The 19,190-nt window shown below is 30.9% G+C and carries 21 protein-coding genes; 19 read left to right on the forward strand and 2 right to left on the reverse strand.

The window, feature by feature from the left end:
- Positions 1-61 precede the first annotated feature (61 nt).
- From BSD9I1_RS00875 to spoIIR, 5 genes are all read left to right on the forward strand, one after another.
- Positions 62-268, forward strand: a complete 207-nt coding sequence (locus tag BSD9I1_RS00875) for a CLC_0170 family protein (RefSeq protein WP_186428728.1) — start codon at positions 62-64, stop codon at positions 266-268.
- A 14-nt stretch (positions 269-282) separates the two neighbouring features.
- Positions 283-1,740: a spore germination protein gene (locus tag BSD9I1_RS00880; protein WP_186428729.1), complete on the forward strand. Its 1,458-nt coding sequence runs from the start codon at positions 283-285 to the stop codon at positions 1,738-1,740.
- A gap of 19 nt (positions 1,741-1,759) precedes the next feature.
- On the forward strand, positions 1,760-2,866 hold the full coding sequence (locus BSD9I1_RS00885) for an endospore germination permease (protein WP_186428730.1): 1,107 nt from the start codon (positions 1,760-1,762) through the stop codon (positions 2,864-2,866).
- Positions 2,850-4,034 (forward strand): Ger(x)C family spore germination protein, encoded by a 1,185-nt coding sequence (locus BSD9I1_RS00890; protein ID WP_186428731.1) that lies wholly within the window; start codon positions 2,850-2,852, stop codon positions 4,032-4,034. Before BSD9I1_RS00885 ends, BSD9I1_RS00890 begins: the two co-directional genes overlap by 17 nt.
- A 92-nt stretch (positions 4,035-4,126) precedes the next feature.
- Positions 4,127-4,810 (forward strand): stage II sporulation protein R, encoded by a 684-nt coding sequence (gene spoIIR, locus BSD9I1_RS00895; protein ID WP_186428732.1) that lies wholly within the window; start codon positions 4,127-4,129, stop codon positions 4,808-4,810.
- Positions 4,811-4,893: 83 nt separating this feature from the next.
- Here the strand turns inward: spoIIR and BSD9I1_RS00900 are convergent, their stop codons facing one another.
- A complete protein-coding gene (locus BSD9I1_RS00900; protein WP_035304693.1) occupies positions 4,894-6,024 on the reverse strand; it encodes a glycosyltransferase in 1,131 nt (376 codons plus the stop codon).
- Between the two features lie 242 nt (positions 6,025-6,266).
- On the opposite strand from BSD9I1_RS00900, the gene ypeB reads away from it, so the two are divergent.
- The 7 genes from ypeB to rho all read left to right on the forward strand — a co-directional run bounded on the left by ypeB (position 6,267) and on the right by rho (position 12,697).
- Complete coding sequence (gene ypeB / locus BSD9I1_RS00905) at positions 6,267-7,634, forward strand: germination protein YpeB (protein WP_186428733.1); 1,368 nt, start codon at positions 6,267-6,269, stop codon at positions 7,632-7,634.
- Between the two features lie 153 nt (positions 7,635-7,787).
- On the forward strand, positions 7,788-8,819 hold the full coding sequence (locus BSD9I1_RS00910) for a D-alanine--D-alanine ligase family protein (protein WP_186428942.1): 1,032 nt from the start codon (positions 7,788-7,790) through the stop codon (positions 8,817-8,819).
- A gap of 12 nt (positions 8,820-8,831) precedes the next feature.
- Entirely contained in the window at positions 8,832-9,812 is a 981-nt protein-coding gene (locus tag BSD9I1_RS00915; protein WP_035304697.1) for a DUF814 domain-containing protein, read from the forward strand.
- 36 nt (positions 9,813-9,848) lie between these two features.
- Positions 9,849-10,271, forward strand: coding sequence for a DUF1934 domain-containing protein (locus BSD9I1_RS00920; protein WP_186428734.1), 423 nt, complete (start codon positions 9,849-9,851; stop codon positions 10,269-10,271).
- Positions 10,272-10,377: 106 nt separating this feature from the next.
- The gene (locus BSD9I1_RS00925; protein ID WP_035304701.1) at positions 10,378-10,683 is read left to right on the forward strand and encodes a hypothetical protein; all 306 of its coding nucleotides are present in this window, start codon (positions 10,378-10,380) and stop codon (positions 10,681-10,683) included.
- Positions 10,684-10,776: 93 nt separating this feature from the next.
- Entirely contained in the window at positions 10,777-11,118 is a 342-nt protein-coding gene (locus tag BSD9I1_RS00930) for a hypothetical protein (protein ID WP_186428735.1), read from the forward strand.
- Between the two features lie 187 nt (positions 11,119-11,305).
- Complete coding sequence (gene rho, locus BSD9I1_RS00935; RefSeq protein ID WP_373419333.1) at positions 11,306-12,697, forward strand: transcription termination factor Rho; 1,392 nt, start codon at positions 11,306-11,308, stop codon at positions 12,695-12,697.
- Positions 12,698-12,739: 42 nt separating this feature from the next.
- On the opposite strand, the gene rpmE is transcribed toward rho, so the two are convergent.
- Positions 12,740-12,952, reverse strand: coding sequence for a 50S ribosomal protein L31 (gene rpmE / locus BSD9I1_RS00940; protein ID WP_035304707.1), 213 nt, complete (start codon positions 12,950-12,952; stop codon positions 12,740-12,742).
- A gap of 168 nt (positions 12,953-13,120) precedes the next feature.
- On the opposite strand from rpmE, the gene BSD9I1_RS00945 reads away from it, so the two are divergent.
- The 7 genes from BSD9I1_RS00945 to BSD9I1_RS00975 all read left to right on the forward strand — a co-directional run bounded on the left by BSD9I1_RS00945 (position 13,121) and on the right by BSD9I1_RS00975 (position 19,183).
- Positions 13,121-13,702, forward strand: coding sequence for a thymidine kinase (locus BSD9I1_RS00945; RefSeq protein WP_186428737.1), 582 nt, complete (start codon positions 13,121-13,123; stop codon positions 13,700-13,702).
- A 4-nt stretch (positions 13,703-13,706) separates the two neighbouring features.
- Complete coding sequence (locus BSD9I1_RS00950) at positions 13,707-14,639, forward strand: DUF1385 domain-containing protein (RefSeq protein ID WP_186428738.1); 933 nt, start codon at positions 13,707-13,709, stop codon at positions 14,637-14,639.
- Positions 14,640-15,515, forward strand: coding sequence for a peptide chain release factor N(5)-glutamine methyltransferase (prmC, locus tag BSD9I1_RS00955; RefSeq protein ID WP_186428739.1), 876 nt, complete (start codon positions 14,640-14,642; stop codon positions 15,513-15,515).
- Positions 15,516-15,608: 93 nt separating this feature from the next.
- Complete coding sequence (prfA, locus tag BSD9I1_RS00960) at positions 15,609-16,682, forward strand: peptide chain release factor 1 (RefSeq protein ID WP_186428740.1); 1,074 nt, start codon at positions 15,609-15,611, stop codon at positions 16,680-16,682.
- A 25-nt stretch (positions 16,683-16,707) separates the two neighbouring features.
- Positions 16,708-17,310 (forward strand): hypothetical protein, encoded by a 603-nt coding sequence (locus BSD9I1_RS00965; protein ID WP_186428741.1) that lies wholly within the window; start codon positions 16,708-16,710, stop codon positions 17,308-17,310.
- Positions 17,311-17,375: 65 nt separating this feature from the next.
- Entirely contained in the window at positions 17,376-18,095 is a 720-nt protein-coding gene (locus BSD9I1_RS00970) for a ZIP family metal transporter (protein ID WP_186428742.1), read from the forward strand.
- A 35-nt stretch (positions 18,096-18,130) separates the two neighbouring features.
- Complete coding sequence (locus BSD9I1_RS00975) at positions 18,131-19,183, forward strand: L-threonylcarbamoyladenylate synthase (RefSeq protein WP_186428743.1); 1,053 nt, start codon at positions 18,131-18,133, stop codon at positions 19,181-19,183.
- The last annotated feature ends 7 nt before the right edge of the window (positions 19,184-19,190 follow it).

Genomic DNA, 19,190 nt, shown 5'->3' on the forward strand with positions numbered 1-19,190 from the left:
AAATAAGATAATGATTAGAGAAAATAAGTAAAGCAAATTATTTATTTAAGTGAGGTTAACTATGAATATATTATTAGACTTATTGGAGCTATTCGATGGATATTTTTTAATACTTATCTTAATACAAAGTTTTGTATTATACATGTTAGATTATAACTACTTTAAAAGAGAAAATATGTGTAGAGCTGCAAGACAATGTAAATCAATATCTTTTGTCAGTACTATAGTTGCTGCAGTACTTTATATAACTAGAATGATATTGCTATAAAGGAGGTGCGGATTATGAAAGAGGAAATAAGAAATAAAATTTACTCCAATTTAGATGAGAATATAGATTACATAAAGAGCTTGCTTAAGGATGTATCTGACATAGTATATAGAGAATTTTACATAGGAGAAAACAAAGCCACATTAATATATATAGATGGTATGGCAGACAAAATTCTTATAAACAATTTCGTGCTTGAGAGTTTAATGTTGGAGAAGACATCTATAAAGGTTGAGGATATTGAGAAAAGATTTCTGACTGTATCTGATATGAGAGAGGAAAAGGATTTAAGTAAAGCTGTAAATTCCATGATGTCTGGAGATACTATGTTATTCATTAATAATTTTACAGCTTGCTATGTTATAGCAACACGTTTTTGGCCAGCTAGAGGGGTATCAGAGCCATCTGGAGAAACTGTTGTCAGAGGTGGTAGAGATGGGTTTACTGAAACTATAAGATTTAATACAGCCCTTGTAAGAAGAAGGATAAGAGACACTCGTCTTAAAGTTATACCTAAAAGTCTAGGAAGTAGATCTAAAACTGATACAGTGATTATGTACATGGAAGACATAGCTGATAAAGCTATAGTTGATGAGACTATAAAAAGAATAGAAAGAATAAGTATAGATTCTATACTAGATAGTGGATATGTTGAACAGCTAATAGAAGATAGTAAGTGGTCGATATTTCCTCAAGTACAAAGTACAGAAAGGCCGGATGTAGTAGCAAGTGCATTATATGAAGGAAGGGTAGCAGTATTAGTAGACAATTCACCCTTTGCATTGATAGTACCTGCAACTTTACCGGTGTTTTTTCAATCTCCAGATGATTATTATCAAAGATGGGCATATGGAAGTATGTTTAGAATTATAAGATTAATTGCAGTATTTATGTCCCTTGTATTGCCAGCATTATATGTAGCAGTAACTTCTTTTCATGTATCTATATCTCCTACAAAACTTGCTTACTTTATTGCAGCCTCTAGAGAAGGTGTGCCTTTTCCGGCATTTGTAGAAACCATTATTATGGAAGTGAGTTTAGCATTGCTTACAGAATCTACCGTAAGGCTGCCAAAACCTATTGGTTCAACTATAGGTATAGTAGGAGGATTAATTATAGGTCAAGCGGCAGTAAGTGCTGGGATAGTAAGTCCCATAATGATAATAATTATATCAATAACAACTATAACCAATTTTACAACACCTAATTATGAAGTAGCTATGGCAATACGAATTATAAGATTTTTATTAATTATTGTAGCTTCATTTATAGGTTTATATGGAATAGTACTAGGGCTTGTATTGCTATTAATTCATCTTATAAGGCTAAAAAGTTTTGGAATATCGTACTTATCACCACTTGTCAATCCTAATATAAGGGATTTTAAAGATGTATACATAAGATTACCTTGGAATTCGTTTAAGGAAAGACCTAAGTATTTAAATACTAAGGATAAAATAAGGCAAAAGTAAAAAGGGGTGAGAAAGTGATATGGATAATAAAAAATTTACAACAGGATATGGGCTTTTCTCTACAATTGCAGTTACTTTATTAGGAGTTAATGTGTTTTCGTATCCAAGAGAACTTTCAGAAATAGTTGGAAATGATGGATGGATACCTATAATCGTCGGTGGATTTATAGCATGGTTCTTATGTTATTTAATATATAAAGTAATGAAAAATAGTTCTTACAAGCACTTTGAGGAAATAATTGAGGGGACCTTTGGCAAAATGCTAGGTAAAATTGTAGGACTAAGTTTTGTAATATATAGCGTTGTATTTTCAGCATTTGGGCTCAGAGTATTTGGAGAGGAAATAAAACTATACTTATTAGAAAGGACTCCAATAGAGTTTTTATTCTTAGTAACTATACTGGTTGGAAGTTATTTAATTAGAGCAGAGGTAGATAACTTAGTGAAATTTAATGAAGTTTCATTTTGGCTTATGTTTATACCAATTGGAGTAGTGTTTATGGTGTGTTTATACAATGTGGATTTTACTAATCTATTGCCTGCATTCGATGCTAAACCAATTAAATATATAACTAGTTTAAATACATCGATAATTAGATATGGTGGATTGTCGATACTATTCTTAATTCTTCCTTTGGTAAAAGAGCAAGTAAATACAAAGAAGGCTATAAAAAGAGGAATTATATTTACAACAGTATTTTATTTGATTACCTTTGTTCTTACAGTAGCTACATTCGGGGAAAAACAAGTTTCAATTCTATTATGGCCAGTTGTAAGTATGATAGGAAATATAAATATACCAGGCTCGTTTATAGAAAGATGGGAAGGGATATTTATGAGTATATGGATTATTTTTTATATGACTACCTTTGTAAATCAGTATTATTTTGCTGCGGATATGACAAAAAGGATATTTAATTTAGAGGACATAAAGCTAGGGGCAGCCATAATTATACCTTTAACATATCTTGTTGCTCTATATCCTAAAAATGTTCAAGATGTATCTGAAATATCTTCGCTCGTCAGTCCTATATTATTTCTTATAAATATAGTACTGATTCCTCTTGCGCTGCTTATCTTTAAACCTAGAAAAAGGAGGGGGGATATAAATGAGAAGCCGCAATAAGCTTTTATTAACACTTTTATTAAGTATGAGTATATTACTTAATGGTTGTTGGGATAAAGTTGAAATAGATAGAAGATACTTTATTTCTACCATAGGAATAGATATAGGGACAGATATAGGAAAGATAGATGAACTTAAAAAAATAAAGCCTGGAGATCCATTTGCAGAGGTTGATATTAAAAAGCTAAGTGTATCCTACAATTTTCCGGATATAAGTCAGTTGGGACCGCAACAAGGAGGAGTTGCAGAAACAAAGACAATAACTACGGAAGCTTATTCCATGGAGGATGCTATATCTAAAGCTATAGAAAAAAGTAGCAGAAGTATAAGTTTTGCGCACACAGAAATGATTTTGTTAGGAAGTGAGTTTTTTGCACATCCTGATGTAGCAAAGGAAGTTGTGGATTATCTCCAAAGACAACCATCCTTAAATAGGACTATGCTAGTTATTATGACCCTTGGAAAAGTAGAAGATTTCTTAAAATATAAACCTGAGATGGAGAAAAGCTTAGATAACTACTTAGGAGGGCTTATAAAAGGCAGCGATAGAAAAATTGGTGTAATACCAATAACCTTGGATGAATTTTTGAATGATTTAATTACATCTGGAAATGTTACTGTTCCTTGTATATCGTTAGATAGAGAAAAGAATGAACTTAAACTTGCAGGAACAGGTATAGTAAAAAATTATAAGATGGTAGATACATTATCAGTGGATATGACTGAAGATATTCAGATTTTACAGGGTAAGCTTAAAAGAGGAAAGAGAGTGGTATATAAGGAAGGTCACCCTATTGATTTTGAAATAGAAGGAATTGAGAAGAAAATAAAAGTTAAGGAAAATGATGATAAATTGGAGTTTGATATTAATTTAAATTTAGAAGGAGAGATTAAAGGATATTATGTTGGAAAGGAAGTGCTTTCTAGAACGTTTATTGAGGAACTAGAAAATAACTTGGGTAAATCATTGAAGGATGAAAACGAAAGGCTTGTAAAAGCACTTCAAAGTAAATACGAATCAGATCTATTGGATCTTAGGGAATATGTTCAAAAGTTTCACCCGTTTATATGGAATAAAGTTAAGGATAATTGGGATGAGGTATATAAAAGTGCTAAGGTAAATGTAAACTGTGTAGTTAATGTGAGAAGAATAGGTCAAGTAAAATAAAAAAATATAAATAAGTGATTATTTAAAAAAATACTGGTAATAATAGCTAGTACAGTAGGGGAAAAGTTTAGATATATTAGGGGGAAAAAATTATGAAAAAAACTTTTATAGCTATTATTACTATATTTTTAGCATTTATAACTATAAGTATTTATGGATCTGAATTTAAGACAAGCTTTATGCAAAAGCGAATTGCAGACAAGCTTATAAGGTTTCATGTAATAGCAAATAGTGATTTAAATTATGATCAAAAGCTTAAGTTAAAAGTAAGAAATGAAGTGTTAAAATATATGACACCTAAACTCAAAAATTCAAAGAGTATAGATGAATCAAGAAAGATAATAACTGAAAACGATAATGAAATAAGAAAAATATCAGAAAGAGTAATAAAAGAAAATGGATATAAATACACATTGAACACAACTTTATCTCATGAAAATTTTCCGGTTAAGACTTATGGAAGTATAACCTTGCCAGCAGGAAATTATGAAGCATATAGAATAATAATAGGGGAAGGTAAGGGACAGAATTGGTGGTGTATTATGTTTCCGCCATTATGCTTTGTAGATATTACAAAAGGAAACATAGCACAAAAGGAAACAGAAAAAGAAATGAAAGCTGTGTTTACAGATGAAGAATATAAGTCTGTAGATAATACTGTAAAAAAGAATGATACAGATAAAAGCAAGGAAAATAAAGAGAACTCTAAAGATGAAAATAAGATAGTTGTTAAATTTAAGTTATTTGAGCTGATAAAAGAAGTATTTAATATATGAGTTGAATTTGCTTAATTAAAGTATAAGTTAATATTCTAAAACAAAGGTCAATGGCATAATTCGATAGAATTTACCATTGACCTTTATTTTAAAGAACTTTTATCTAGTAGGCTTTTCAATATATCATATAAGTTTTCGCCGACATGTGGGTTTGAAAATTCTCTGCAATTATCTTTCATTTCCTGAAGTTTTGCCTCGTTCGAAATTAGATAATCTATAGCATCTATACAATTCTTGCTTTCGCTTAAGTTTATAGCAAGATTATATTTTAACAGGAACTCTGCATTTTTTTCTTCTTGGCCCGGTATTGGAGAAAATATTGCGAGAGGAACTCCGCATATTAAAGCTTCTGTAACAGTGAGTCCACCAGGTTTGGAAATAAGCAAGTCACAAGCTTGCATATACTTGTTTACATTATCTGTAAAGCCAATGATATAAGTAGGCTTCGTCTGAAAATTATCCCTAATTTTAATGAGTTCATCATATAGCCGTTTGTTCCTACCTGTAACTATTATTATCTGTATGTCTTTATCTAGAAATAAAAGCTTTTTGTATATGTTCTCTATTTTACCAATACCTAAGCTGCCTCCCATAATGAGAATGGTCTTTTTATTTGGGGAAAGTCCTATATCTTCTAGAGTTTTTGCAGAATCATATTTTTTAAAAAACTCAGGCTTAATAGGTATTCCTATATTGTATATAGTATCTCTATCTATTCCCTTAGACACCATCTCGTTAGCCATATCTGAATTTGAAACTATATAGGCATCTATATAAGGATGAAGCCAAAAGCTATGACAAGCATAATCAGTTATTACAGAAACTGTTGGTAGGTTTTTCTTATGCTTCATCTTTATAATGGATATCATTTCTGTAGTAAATGCATGAGTAGAAATTAAGATATCCGGTTTAAACTCATCTATAAGAGGTATTAGTTTATAAGTTAATATTTCATTTATTTTAGCACTTAAGTTTGCAATCCCGTAGTCTGATTCAGAATAATCATAAAGCTTGCCAAATAGATTAGGAGATAGTTTTATAGTTTTTAGATATCCTCCTATTACAACTTTATCTATTAAGGGATTTATGTATCTTATTGTATCTATTATTTTTACTTCACTATTATTATCGTAAATATCAATATAGGATTTTACTGCTTCAGCTGCACGTTTATGCCCTCCGCCTGCGGATACTGAAAAAATCAAAGCTTTCATTATCTAAGTATGTCCCCTTCCTGTAAAACTCCTAAAATTAGCAAAAACTCACATTAGATATTGTACACTATTTTAACTAAAAATATAAGTAACTAACAATATGATTTAATAGTTAGATAACTTTATTACAAATACATTATACCACACAAGTAAAGGGGAGTCTTTTAAATTTAGGTAATGAATAACTATAAAGGTTATTACAGATAATAAAAAAGAAATTTATCCAGATAGGAGGTATTGGTATGAAGATAAGAAATAAAAGAGTGTTGTATACCATAATAGTAACACTAATAGTAGTTTTTTCTACTACATTTGCTATATTAATGACGTTGGAAAGAACAGATTATAGAAACTATCTACAAGCAGAGTATAGTAAAAATATGTATGAGCTTATAAATTCTGTGCAAAATATAAGAGTAAATTTGGGTAAGTCAGCTATAGTAGGGTCTAGGGAACAAAGTATAATTGTTTTTGGAGATATATTTAGAAATGCAGCTATTGCTAATGATAAGCTACATTCTTTACCTATAGAACAACAAACGATACAGAACACTAGCAAGTTTTTATCTCAGGTAGGAGATTTTTGTTATTCATTAGGGAAAGCAGCATCTCAGGGTAAAGAGTTAGAGGAAAAGGATTATAATACTATAGAATTGCTTAAAAATAAATCTTTTCAATTAGAAGCATCATTAAATGAAGTTGCAAATGATATTAACAGCGGAAGAGTAAAATGGGGAGAAATAAGAAAAAAGGTTTCTGGAGTGCTAGCAAAGAATGGTGAAGAAACTATAGTAGAAAAGTTTTCATCTATACAGAAACAAGTAGCACAATATCCTGCCCTAATATATGATGGGCCATTCTCTGATAACGTACAAGACATAAAACCTAGGATAAGTTCGGAAAGGGAAGTTTCAAAAGAAGAAGCACAAGGGGTGGCTGAAAAGGCAATAGGTAAAAATAGAATAGAAAATATAACTTTAAAGGAAGAACACACAAGAGCAAAGATTCCTACATATTCCTTTGATATAATATTAAAGGGAAGAGATGAAAAATCTAAAGTAGTATGTGATATAAGTAAGAACGGTGGAAAAGTAGTATACATACTAGATTATAGACAAGTGAAAACATCAAGTATATCTAAGGAAAAGGCAATGGAGTTGGGGAGAAATTATTTGCAAGGGTTAGGATATGATAATATGTATCCAACATATGCATTAAATTATAATAATACCTTAATAGTAAATTATGTTTATAAACAAGGTGATATAATAGTATATCCTGATCAAATAAAAGTTAAAATGGCATTAGATGATGGAAAAATAATAGGTGTAGAGGCGGAAAAGTATCTTATATCACACTTAGAAAAAAGAAATATAGAAAATCCTAAGATTACACAAGAAGTTGCAAAGCAAAGGGTTGGGAAAAAATTAAATGTAAAATCTGTAAATCTTACTATTGTTCCAACTGAAGTAAATACAGAGGCATTGTGCTACGAATTTTCAGGAGCATATAATGGAGAAAGCTTTATAGTATATATAAATGCAAATACAGGTTTTGAACAGAGAATAATACAAATAATAAACACCCCTAATGGTGAACTTACTATGTAAAATATAATAAAAAATTATTGATTAAATACATAAAAAAAATTAAACTATTCATAGTGAGTATTTACATTTTTAAATAATATATTAAAATAGTATAGTATGATATTATAATACTCCGATGATGTATATTTTCCAATTATTTTAAGAGGAGATGGAATAATGAATAAAATAGCTATTCTTTTTGGGGGAAAATCAACAGAACATGAGGTATCTAGAGTATCGGCAGCATCAGTACTTAGAAATATAGATAATTCTAAATATGAAATACGTATAGTAGGAATTACAAGAGAAGGAAGCTGGTATGAATACCTGGGTTCTATAGATAATATAGAAAGTGGATTATGGGAAAAAGATAATGAAAATAAAAAGGAGAACGCTCAAAATATACTGTTTAATAAAGAAGTTGATGTAGTGTTTCCTGTAATGCATGGTTTATATGGAGAAGATGGAACAATTCAAGGATTATGTAAGCTTGTGGGAATACCTTTTGTAGGACCGGGGGTTCTATCATCATCATTATGTATGGATAAAGTCTATACTAAGTATGTTCTAGAAAACTTCGGAATAAAACAAGCTAATTATGTAGTTGTTACAGAGTATAATTATAATAAAAATAAAGATGAATTAATAGAAAATATAGAAAGCAAGCTTGGATATGATGTGTTTATAAAACCATCTAACAGTGGATCTTCAGTAGGCATAACTAAGGCTCATAATAGACAAGAGCTTATAAGTGGTCTAGAAGAAGCCCTAAAGTATGATAGAAAAATACTTGTAGAAGAGGCTTTAAACGCAAGAGAAATAGAAGTAGCTGTACTTGGAAATGATGAACCTCAGGGTGCTGTGCCAGGAGAAATAATACCTGCAAAGGAATTCTATGATTTTGAAGCGAAATATCAAAATGAAGCTTCAAAGCTTTTAATACCAGCTAATTTGTCAGATGAAAGGTTACAAGAAATAAAAGAATTAGCTATAAAAATATATACATTATTGGATTGTCAAGGAATGTCTAGAGTAGATTTTCTAATGGATAAGGAAACAGGAGAAGCTTATTTCAATGAAGTAAATACATTACCTGGATTTACTCAAATAAGTATGTATCCTAAGCTTTGGGAGGCTTCAGGTAAAAAGTATTCACAGCTTATAGATGAATTAATCGAACTTGCAATAGAAAGAAATAATAAATAAAGGGTGATGAATATGACAAGAGCATTAGCGATGATGTCAGGTGGGTTAGATAGTACACTTGCTGCTAAACTAATAAAAGAACAAGGTATAGATGTAATAGGAATATGCTTTAGATCAAATTTCTTTAATGAAAAAAATGCTTTAAGAATGGCAGAACAAATAGAAATACCGTTACATGTAGTAGACTTTTCTGATGATCATTTAAGAATAGTAAAAAATCCTAAGCATGGTTATGGAAAAAATATGAATCCATGTGTGGATTGCCATGCTTTAATGATGACTTATTCCGGAAAACTTTTAGAAGAACTTAATGCAGACTTCATAATAACAGGAGAGGTATTAAATCAAAGGCCTATGTCTCAAAACCGTTCTGCATTAGATATAGTAAAAAATGAATCAGGATATAGTGATAAGATATTAAGACCATTATGTGCTAAGAATTTACTTCCTACAGAAATGGAGCTAAATGGTTTAGTAGATAGAGAAAAGCTTTTAGATATTTCCGGAAGAAGTAGAAAAGTTCAAATGGAACTAGCTGAAAAGTGGGGAGTAGTTGATTATCCATCTCCTGCTGGTGGATGTAAGTTAACAGAACCTAACTATTCTAAGAGATTGAAGGAACTATTGGAATATAATAAAGAACCAAGTTCATCAGAATTATATCTTTTGAGAATAGGTAGACACTTTAGAGTTACACCTAATTGTAAGATAATATCTACCAGAACATTAGATGAAGCAAATTCTATAAAAGAATATTTAAATTATGAAGACTTAATATTTTTTGCTGAAGATTATAATGGATCTATGGTAGTACTCATTGGAAAGCCTACTAATGAGGATATAGAGATGGCAGCTAAGATAACTGCAAGATATTCTAAAGGAAAAGATAATCCTAAGGTGGTAATAAAGTATGGTAATTTTTCTAAAGAATTAAATAATCATATAACTGTTACTCCAGCTACTGATGAAGAAATAAATAAATATATAATATAAGTTTTGTAATAGTTATATGAAGAGGTGGTTGTTCTAATGCTAAAGGAAGTACTTATTACTGTTAAAAGTACTCAGGATAATGATGAAAAAAACTCCATTGAGGTAATTTCTGTTGGTAAATTTGCTAAAATGGAAGGGCTTTATCGTGTAGTATATGAAGAAACTGAAATATCTGGGATGGAAGGTACCACTACTCATTTTAAGATCTACCCTGATGAAAAAAGGATGATTCTTTTGAGAATGGGAAGTACAGACGCTAGAATGGAGTTTGAAAATAGAAAAAAACATGTATGCCTTTATGATACTCCCTATGGTGTTTTAGAAATTGCCATAACAACTAATGATTTAAAAATTGATATAAACGATAATGGAGGAAAAATCCGCATAGATTATGAAATGAGCGTATCAGGTCAAAAGCCTGTTCGCACTATTTTGTCCATAGATATAAGACCTCAATAGAGTATTCTATTGAGGCTTTTTTATATATAGTAGTAAAACAAGGTTTAAGAATAAAAAAAATGGGCATTAATGTAAGTAAATATTTAAGGAAGGTAGTTGAATATAAATGAATTATTTTTTTGATAGACATAATAGATATAAAAATATAATAGAGTTTTTATGTCAATATAAAGGCGTAAGTGAAGGAGAACTTTTCAAAATATTAGAGGATGAAGATTGTAAGTATTTGTTAGCCTTGCTATTAAAAAAGTATGAATGTTTAAATCAACAAGAATTTCATGAAAACTTTCCTTCAAGCAAGGTAAACTTTAAAGAATACATGAAGAATGCAGAGGAAAAGATGCTTTTTAATAAAAGAATAAGGGACATGTACTTTGAAGCAGAAGAGTTATTGGATAAGAAAGTGAAATAGTAATATACTAAAAAGAAGGAATTTTATAATATTTATAGAAATGTTATAAATGATATAATTTTAGTTATTTTTAAATTTTTGGAGATGAAAAAAATGATAAATTCAAATATTACTATAGCTCTAAAAAACCATATGATTAAATATGAGATAAGAGAAATCTCCATATTCAAATTAAGCTCTTTAAAATATGAAGTTGACTCTATTAAAGATGTAAGTATTGAAGATAGGCAAGTATGTTTGGAAATTGTATGCCCACTTTGTGGACGAAATCATCAGTATGAATATAGTATTCAAGAATTTCTGAATTCTAATTTAATAGTAGGTGGGTGTAAAGAAATTTATATACCATTATTTTATATAGGAAATCATAAAAAGGTTATAGAAAAGGTTAAATTATTTAATAGTACTAATAATAAGATTTATGCATTATTATAAAGATATTTAAATACCACTCTGATAATATTGATGCTTAAAGTTTTTCTGGATAAAGTTTATAAAATAGGTTATAATGTTATCGCATGTATCCCTTCGAAGAGTTTCTTTTATTTTCCCAGAGGATTTATTATATATAATTTAATATCACAGGAGGTGTTATTTTTTGTCAAATGTGGAATTAGACAATATGACTGTAAACGAATTAAAGTCTATTGCTAAAGAATTAGGAATAAAAAATATATCTAAATTAAAGAAATCAGAGCTTATAGAGGAGATTAAGAAGGTATCTCCTATGTATATAGAAAAGGACGGAGTAGTATTAAGAGAAAAAATAAGTCCTAAAAGCACAGTGGAAGCTAAATATGAACCGGTGCAAGAACAAGAAAAAGAATACATAAAGCCACAGGAAGTAAGCCCTGAGGAGAAAAAAGAAAAGCTTAAAGAAATGATAAATGAATCAGATACAGCTAAAGGTGTATTAGAGATAATAGAAAATAATAACTATGGATTTTTAAGAGGGAAAAATTATTTAACAGGACCGGACGACATATATGTATCACCATCTCAAATAAGAAGATTTAACTTAAAAACTGGTGACGAAGTACAAGGTAAAGTTAGAACTCCTAAGGAAGGAGAAAAATTTAAGGCCTTATTATATGTAGAAAAAGTAAATGGAGAAAATCCTGAAAGAGCAGTGAGAAGAAAACCCTTTGAATTATTAACTCCTATTTATCCAAATAAGAGAATAAGACTTGAAACCACAAAAGAGGACCTTTCAGCAAGACTTATGGATATTATATGTCCTATAGGAAAAGGTCAAAGAGGAATTATTGTGGCTCCTCCTAAGGCTGGAAAGACCACTCTTCTTAAAAAGATTGCTCAAAGCATTTCTACTAATCATCCTGAATCTAAACTTATAGTATTACTTATTGATGAGAGACCAGAAGAAGTTACTGATATGCAAAGATCTATAAATGGCGAAGTTATATACTCTACCTTTGATGAAGAACCAGAGCATCATACAAAGGTGGCATATATGGTTCTAGAAAGAGCTAAGAGAATGGTAGAACAAGGACAAGATGTGATTATACTTCTAGATAGTATAACAAGATTATCAAGAGCATATAACTTGACAATTAACCCAACAGGAAGAACGCTTTCAGGTGGTCTTGATCCAGGAGCTTTAATAATGCCTAAAAAATTCTTTGGTGCTGCAAGAAATATAGAAGAAGGCGGAAGTTTAACTATACTTGCTACGGCCTTGGTTGAAACTGGAAGTAGAATGGATGATATGATATTTGAAGAATTTAAAGGTACTGGTAATATGGAAGTTCATTTAGATAGAAAGCTTCAAGAAAGAAGAATATTCCCAGCTATAGATATCTATAAATCTGGAACAAGAAAAGAAGATTTACTTTTAACAGAAGTAGAGTATGATGCATCATTTAACATAAGAAAAATGTTATATACTGAAAGTAACACTCAAAATGTAACAGAACAATTAATTAGCATGTTGTTTAAAACTAAAAATAATGCTGAATTTTTAAATATAATAGGTAAAGAAAAGCTAAATAAATAAAAAAATAAACCCGAATTAATTCGGGTTTATTTATTATAAAAATTATTCTTCGTTCTTTAAGTTGAACTTCTTCATGAACTTATCAACTCTTCCGCCAGCATCAACGATCTTCTGCTTACCAGTGAAGAATGGATGGCATTTAGAACATATTTCAACCTTTAGTTCTTTTTTAGTAGAACCAGTTGTAAAAGTGTTTCCACATGCACACTTAACTACTGCATCATGATGGTAGTCTGGATGTATGCCTTCTCTCATGTTTTTCACCTCTCTCGTGAATTCTAGACTTTATCGTCCGAATTTTTAACTCCTAAATTATAACACAGGGGTTATTTGCAAGTCAATAAAATTTAATTATTTCCTCTTTATTATATTATGCTTCTCTGTTACAATTATACTTGTTTATTAAAGACTGGGGGGATTTCTATGTATGGACCAAAGAATCATGGCTGGATAGAGGTAATTGTAGGACCGATGTATAGTGGTAAATCAGAAGAGCTTATAAGAAGAATACGAAGAGCTAAGATTGCTAAGCAAAAGGTTCAGGTCTTTAAGCCTGAAATTGATGATAGATACAGTAAGGAAGATGTAGTTTCTCATTGTGGAGATAAGGAAGATGCCATACCTGTAACAGTTAGCAATCAAATAATCGAATTAATTGATAAGGATGTTCAAGTAATAGCCATAGATGAGATTCAGTTTTTTGATGACAATATAATAGACGTAGTAAATTATTTAGCAAACATGGATAAAAGGATAATTTGTGCAGGGCTTGATATGGATTTTAAAGGAGAACCTTTTGGACCTATTGCAAAACTTATGGCTGTGGCAGAATTTGTAGATAAAATTCAAGCTATATGTATGAAATGTGGCAACCCAGCTACTAGAACTCAGAGACTTATAAATGGTAAACCAGCGAGTTATGATGAACCTATAGTTCTTGTAGGGGCTAAGGAATCTTATGAAGCTAGGTGTAGAAAATGTCACGTTGTTTTAGGAGAGAGGTGAAGCAATGAAAAAGAACTGTACAGTAGGAGGACAAGCGGTTATTGAAGGCGTAATGATGAGAGGGAGTAAGGGCATTGCTACTGCGGTGAGAAAAGAAAATGGAGAGATTGAAGTAAAATTAGAAAAGTTTGTACCTTATTCAAAAAGAAATAAGCTTTTTAACATACCAATTATAAGAGGATTCGTATCTCTAATAGAATCTTTGATAATAGGGATAAAAACCCTAAATTATTCAGCTTCATTTTTTGAAGAGGAAGAGGAAAAAAAATCTACCTTTGATAAGTGGTTTGAAAATAAATTTAAAGAAAAAAGTGACAGTATAATAGCAAGTATAAGTCTTATTATATCATTAATTTTTTCAGTTCTTTTATTTTTTATACTGCCTAATTTAATTGCAAGTGGATTTAAGCTTTTAAGAATAGAAAATACAATTATGTTAAATATAATAGAAGGAATAATAAGGGTGAGCATATTTTTAGCTTATTTATATTTTATAGGAAAGTTAGAAGATATAAAGAGGGTTTTTGAGTATCACGGAGCAGAGCATAAGACTATATTTTGCTATGAGCAAGACGATGAGCTTATATCTGAAAAAGCAAAGAAATATCCTCGTTTCCATCCTCGATGTGGAACTAATTTCATGTTTTTGGTAATGATAGTAAGTATAATATTGTTTTCAGCAGTGGGCTGGAATTCTTGGTGGGAAAATATGCTTTGGAGAATAGTGCTATTGCCATTTGTATCAGGAATAACTTATGAACTTATAAAGTGGTTAGGAAAGAGCAAAAGTAATCTGTCTGGTATTATAGCTTACCCAGGGTTAATGCTTCAAAAATTAACTACTAGAGAGCCGGATTTAAGCCAATTAGAAGTAGCTATTAAGGCAATTAAAGCGGCTGAAGGCATTGATGTAATGGAGAACGGAGAAAATCAATAAATGGATACAAGGGAAGTTTATACAATAGGAAAAGTTTTAGAGCAGGGCTATAAGACCCTTAAGGAATCAAATAATTGTAATTATATACTTGATTCTCAGCTTCTATTGGGTAAAATTATGAATAGGGATAAGTTATTTATAATGCTTAACAGAGATTTTCAAATATCATCCGAGGAAGCTAAAGGATATTTTGAATTAATTAAACTTAGAAAAAATAAAATGCCTATTAAGTATATATTAGGGTATACTGAATTTATGGGACTTAACTTTAAGGTTAAAGAGGGTGTGCTTATTCCCCGTCCGGACACAGAGATATTAGTGGAAAATGTAATATCCGTCATTAATAAAAATAAATATATGAATATAGCGGATGTGTGCTGTGGTAGTGGGGCTATAGGAGTATCTATAGCAGTCTATTGTCCTAAAACCCATATAGACTGTTTTGATATTTCAAATACAGCTTGTGAAGTTACCAATGAAAATTCAAGCATTCAAGAAACAACACATAGGTTAAAAGTATATAAGAGCGACTTACTAGAAGCGGCAATAAAGAACGGTTCGATGTATGATGTTATAGTTTCTAATCCTCCTTACATAAGAAAAGATGTTATTCCGAGCCTTATGGAAGATGTTAGGGATTATGAGCCCTATGAAGCTTTAGATGGAGGAGAGGACGGACTTTATTTCTATAGAAGAATTGCACTTGAAAGTAAGGGTGTTTTAAAGAATAACGGACTTATTGCCCTAGAGATAGGACACGATCAACGAGAAACTGTAACTGAAATCCTTAAGAACAGTGATTTCCATGCTATAGAATGTTATAAAGATTTAGCAGGAAATGATAGGGTAATAACAGCCTATTTAAATAATAAGTAATGTATTATGTATTAAACAATGTATTTGATTTAAATGTATGTATTGTGATATAATTGGTAGTTGTTAAAATATAATAACGGAGTGATAAAGTTTATGTTAGAAAGACTTGATTTTATAGAAAATAAATATGAAGAATTATCCATAAAAATAAGTGATCCAAGTGTAATGACAAACCAAAAAGAGTGGCAGAAGCTCTGTAAAGAGCATTCAGACTTAGAAATAGTAGTTAACAAGTATAAAGAGTATAAAAAGGTTATAGATGATATAAGTACAGATAAAGAAATGATACAGGAAGAATCAGATAGAGAACTTAAGGAAATGTTGCAGGAAGAATTAAAAGAACTTTCCCAAAGACAAGAAGTGCTTGAACAGGAACTTAAAATATTAATGCTTCCTAAGGATCCTAATGATGATAAAAATGTATTTATAGAAATAAGAGCTGGTGCTGGCGGTGAGGAAGCAGCTTTATTTGCTACAAATTTATTTAGAATGTATACAAGGTATGCAGAAAGAGTTGGCTGGAGAGTAGAACCTATGAGCGTTAATGAAACTGACTTAGGTGGACTTAAGGAAGTTGTATTTATGCTAAAGGGAAATGGTGCATATAGTAGGCTCAAGTATGAAAGTGGAGTTCATAGAGTTCAAAGAGTTCCTGACACTGAATCAAGTGGAAGAATTCATACCTCAACAGCTACAGTTGCTGTTTTACCAGAAGTAGAAGATGTAGAAGTAGAGATAAGTGCTAATGATTTAAGAATAGATGTGTTTAGAGCATCAGGACATGGTGGACAGTGTGTTAATACTACAGATTCAGCAGTAAGAATTACTCATCTACCTACAGGACTTGTGGTTTCCTGTCAAGATGAAAAATCACAGCTTAAAAATAAGGAAAAAGCTATGAAAGTACTAAAGTCTAGACTATTTGATAGACTTCAAGCAGAGAGAAGTGCTGGTATTGCCGAAGATAGAAAAAGCCAGGTAGGTACTGGAGATAGAAGTGAAAGAATAAGAACCTACAATTATCCTCAGGGAAGAGTTACTGACCATAGAATTGGAGTTACATTATATAGATTAGAATCTTTCTTAGATGGAGATATAGACGAAATCATAGATTCACTTATAACTGTAGAACAAGCGGAAAAGATGAAGAACTTGGGTGGAAATTAATTATTAAAAGAGAGAGAGGGGCATTATGAATATAAATAAAGCCATTAGGAAGCAACAAAAGTCTTATAAAAGATTTATGCTTTTAATGTGCTTTGTTTTTTTTATAATCCCTGCTATATTGATTTATACTAAAAAACTGTCGTTATTCTACATTGCATATGCTAGTATAATACAGTTTTTAATTATAATATCCATGCTTGTAAAAAAACATAATGAACATATTAAATTTAAAATTATAGAAAATTACAGGCTATATATAGAATTAGGATTGTTTAAGAAAAAAGTCAACATATTATGCGATGCTATTGAAATAGTACATGCTGAAAGTTTCAAGAGAAAGTCCGATGGCAAAGAGGATTTTGAAATTATAATGATCACCTCATCTAAATTTAAAAGTGAATATGTAGTGCCTGTTAATTCTAAATTATTTAAGCTGCATCCTTTTATAGCACATCGCTATAAAAAGAGAAAAATGCTTTATCCTGAGAAATCATATTTTTTCACAGTTATAAAAAAGGGAAAACTTTACAAATATGTTCTTTTAGATATGATATACAGAAGATGCGTAAATGCAGAATTTACTTATGAAGCCATAGATAGAATAAAAGAATATAGGGAATCGCTATAAATAGAATAAATAAAACCACCATTAAATATATCTATATAGATAATATTTTTTAAAGGTGGTTTAAAGTGGATAACCTATATTTAATAATACTTATAGGAAGCGTAGTAGCAGTAGCTGGTACTCTTATCGGTTCTTTTATAGCTATTTTTATAAGGAATCCTTCGAATAAAACATTAGGATGGCTTATAGGATTTTCTGGAGGGTTGATGCTTGCTGTAGTAGTCTTTGATTTGATTCCAGAAGCGCTGAGTAAGTGGAGCTTTGTATATACTATTATATGTTGTATTATGGGTATACTAACAGTAGCGTTTATAGATAAAAAAACCGAGGAAAAGAAAATAAACAAGCATGCAAAGATAGCTTTTATTACAGCTATAGGGCTTGCGATGCATAATTTACCTGAGGGAATTATAATGGGGTGTGGATTCGCTACAGGAGGGATACTCGGAATAAAAATGAGCATAATAATAGCGTTACATGATATTCCCGAGGGTTTAGCGGTTGCAGCTCCGCTTATGGCTTCAAAAACTAAGGTGTTAAAAATAATTATATATACTTTTCTTACAGCGGTGCCTACTATATTTGGAAACTTTATAGGATTATATATAGGGAATATTTCTCAGAGTGCACTAGGAATAAGTTTATCATTTGCTTCAGGGATAATGTTATATGTAGTGTGCGGGGAAATGATACCAGAATCCAATAAGCTTTGGGAAGGAATAACTACTACATTTGGAATACTTTTAGGTATAATTGTAGGACTTGCTATAATCACGTTGTTGTAGGATAAGAACAATGACATTAGAAGGAGATGTAATCTTTGGATACAAAAGTTGTAAAGCTAAATTACAATAATTTAGATAGGGAAGCAATAAAGGAAGCAGGATATATTTTGAGAAACGGAGGTCTAGTGGCTTTTCCAACTGAAACCGTATATGGATTGGGAGCCAATGCTTTAGATGATAGAGCTGTAAAAAAAATATTTGAGGCTAAAGGAAGACCGCAAGATAATCCTCTTATAGTACACATTGCAGAAGTATCTGATATAGAAAGCTTAGTAGAGGAAGTTCCAGAGGTTGCTTTTAAATTTATAAAAAGGTTTTGGCCTGGACCCTTAACGATAATATTACCTAAAAGTGAAAGAATACCTAGTTCCACTAGTGCAGGACTTGATAGTATAGGAATAAGAATGCCATCAAATGAAGTGGCAAGAGAAATAATAAAAGCATCAGGAGTGCCTATAGCGGCACCTTCAGCTAATATTTCAGGAAGACCTAGTCCAACAGATTTGGAAAGATGTGTAGAAGACTTAAATGGCAAAGTTGATTATATAATTGGAGGGGAAAAGTCAAAGGTAGGTGTGGAATCTACTATTATAGATTGTACAATATATCCTCCGTGTATATTAAGGCCTGGTGGAGTTACGTTAGAAATGTTAAGGGAAGTAGAAAAAGGAGTTTATATAGATCCTGGTATAATGAAGAAGCCGGAAGAAAAGTTAAGGCCTAAAGCCCCAGGCATGAAGTATAGGCATTATGCGCCAAAGGCACCAGTAAAAGTTATACAAGGTGACCTAGGTTTTACAATAACAAAGATTAATGAATTGATAGATAAGTATACCAAGGAAGGGAAAAATGTAGGGGTAATAGCTACGGATGAGACCCTAAATAAATATCATAATGCAATAGTAGAAACCTTGGGAAGTAGGAACAATATAAATGTAATAGCACAGAACCTATTCGAAACCTTAAGAAAGTTTGATGATAAAAATGTTGATGTGATTCTTTCAGAAGCATTTGAAGAAAAGGGAATGGGAATTGCTATTATGAATAGGTTAAAAAAATCAGCAGGATTTGATATAATATCTATATAAATTTATG

Origin of the sequence: Clostridium sp. BSD9I1, from assembly GCF_900185645.1 — a bacterium.
In the GTDB taxonomy this organism is placed as follows: domain Bacteria; phylum Bacillota; class Clostridia; order Clostridiales; family Clostridiaceae; genus Clostridium_AK.

What these genes read in the sequence shown, in the direction of transcription:
- BSD9I1_RS00875 (WP_186428728.1), top strand. Translation starts at nt 62, where the DNA reads ATGAATATATTATTAGACTTATTGGAGCTATTCGATGGATATTTTTTA.
- BSD9I1_RS00880 (WP_186428729.1), top strand. Translation starts at nt 283, where the DNA reads ATGAAAGAGGAAATAAGAAATAAAATTTACTCCAATTTAGATGAGAAT.
- BSD9I1_RS00885 (WP_186428730.1), top strand. Translation starts at nt 1,760, where the DNA reads ATGGATAATAAAAAATTTACAACAGGATATGGGCTTTTCTCTACAATT.
- BSD9I1_RS00890 (WP_186428731.1), top strand. Translation starts at nt 2,850, where the DNA reads ATGAGAAGCCGCAATAAGCTTTTATTAACACTTTTATTAAGTATGAGT.
- spoIIR (WP_186428732.1), top strand. Translation starts at nt 4,127, where the DNA reads ATGAAAAAAACTTTTATAGCTATTATTACTATATTTTTAGCATTTATA.
- BSD9I1_RS00900 (WP_035304693.1), bottom strand. Translation starts at nt 6,024, where the DNA reads ATGAAAGCTTTGATTTTTTCAGTATCCGCAGGCGGAGGGCATAAACGT.
- ypeB (WP_186428733.1), top strand. Translation starts at nt 6,267, where the DNA reads ATGAAGATAAGAAATAAAAGAGTGTTGTATACCATAATAGTAACACTA.
- BSD9I1_RS00915 (WP_035304697.1), top strand. Translation starts at nt 8,832, where the DNA reads ATGACAAGAGCATTAGCGATGATGTCAGGTGGGTTAGATAGTACACTT.
- BSD9I1_RS00920 (WP_186428734.1), top strand. Translation starts at nt 9,849, where the DNA reads ATGCTAAAGGAAGTACTTATTACTGTTAAAAGTACTCAGGATAATGAT.
- BSD9I1_RS00925 (WP_035304701.1), top strand. Translation starts at nt 10,378, where the DNA reads ATGAATTATTTTTTTGATAGACATAATAGATATAAAAATATAATAGAG.
- BSD9I1_RS00930 (WP_186428735.1), top strand. Translation starts at nt 10,777, where the DNA reads ATGATAAATTCAAATATTACTATAGCTCTAAAAAACCATATGATTAAA.
- rho (WP_373419333.1), top strand. Translation starts at nt 11,306, where the DNA reads ATGACTGTAAACGAATTAAAGTCTATTGCTAAAGAATTAGGAATAAAA.
- rpmE (WP_035304707.1), bottom strand. Translation starts at nt 12,952, where the DNA reads ATGAGAGAAGGCATACATCCAGACTACCATCATGATGCAGTAGTTAAG.
- BSD9I1_RS00945 (WP_186428737.1), top strand. Translation starts at nt 13,121, where the DNA reads ATGTATGGACCAAAGAATCATGGCTGGATAGAGGTAATTGTAGGACCG.
- BSD9I1_RS00950 (WP_186428738.1), top strand. Translation starts at nt 13,707, where the DNA reads ATGAAAAAGAACTGTACAGTAGGAGGACAAGCGGTTATTGAAGGCGTA.
- prmC (WP_186428739.1), top strand. Translation starts at nt 14,640, where the DNA reads ATGGATACAAGGGAAGTTTATACAATAGGAAAAGTTTTAGAGCAGGGC.
- prfA (WP_186428740.1), top strand. Translation starts at nt 15,609, where the DNA reads ATGTTAGAAAGACTTGATTTTATAGAAAATAAATATGAAGAATTATCC.
- BSD9I1_RS00965 (WP_186428741.1), top strand. Translation starts at nt 16,708, where the DNA reads ATGAATATAAATAAAGCCATTAGGAAGCAACAAAAGTCTTATAAAAGA.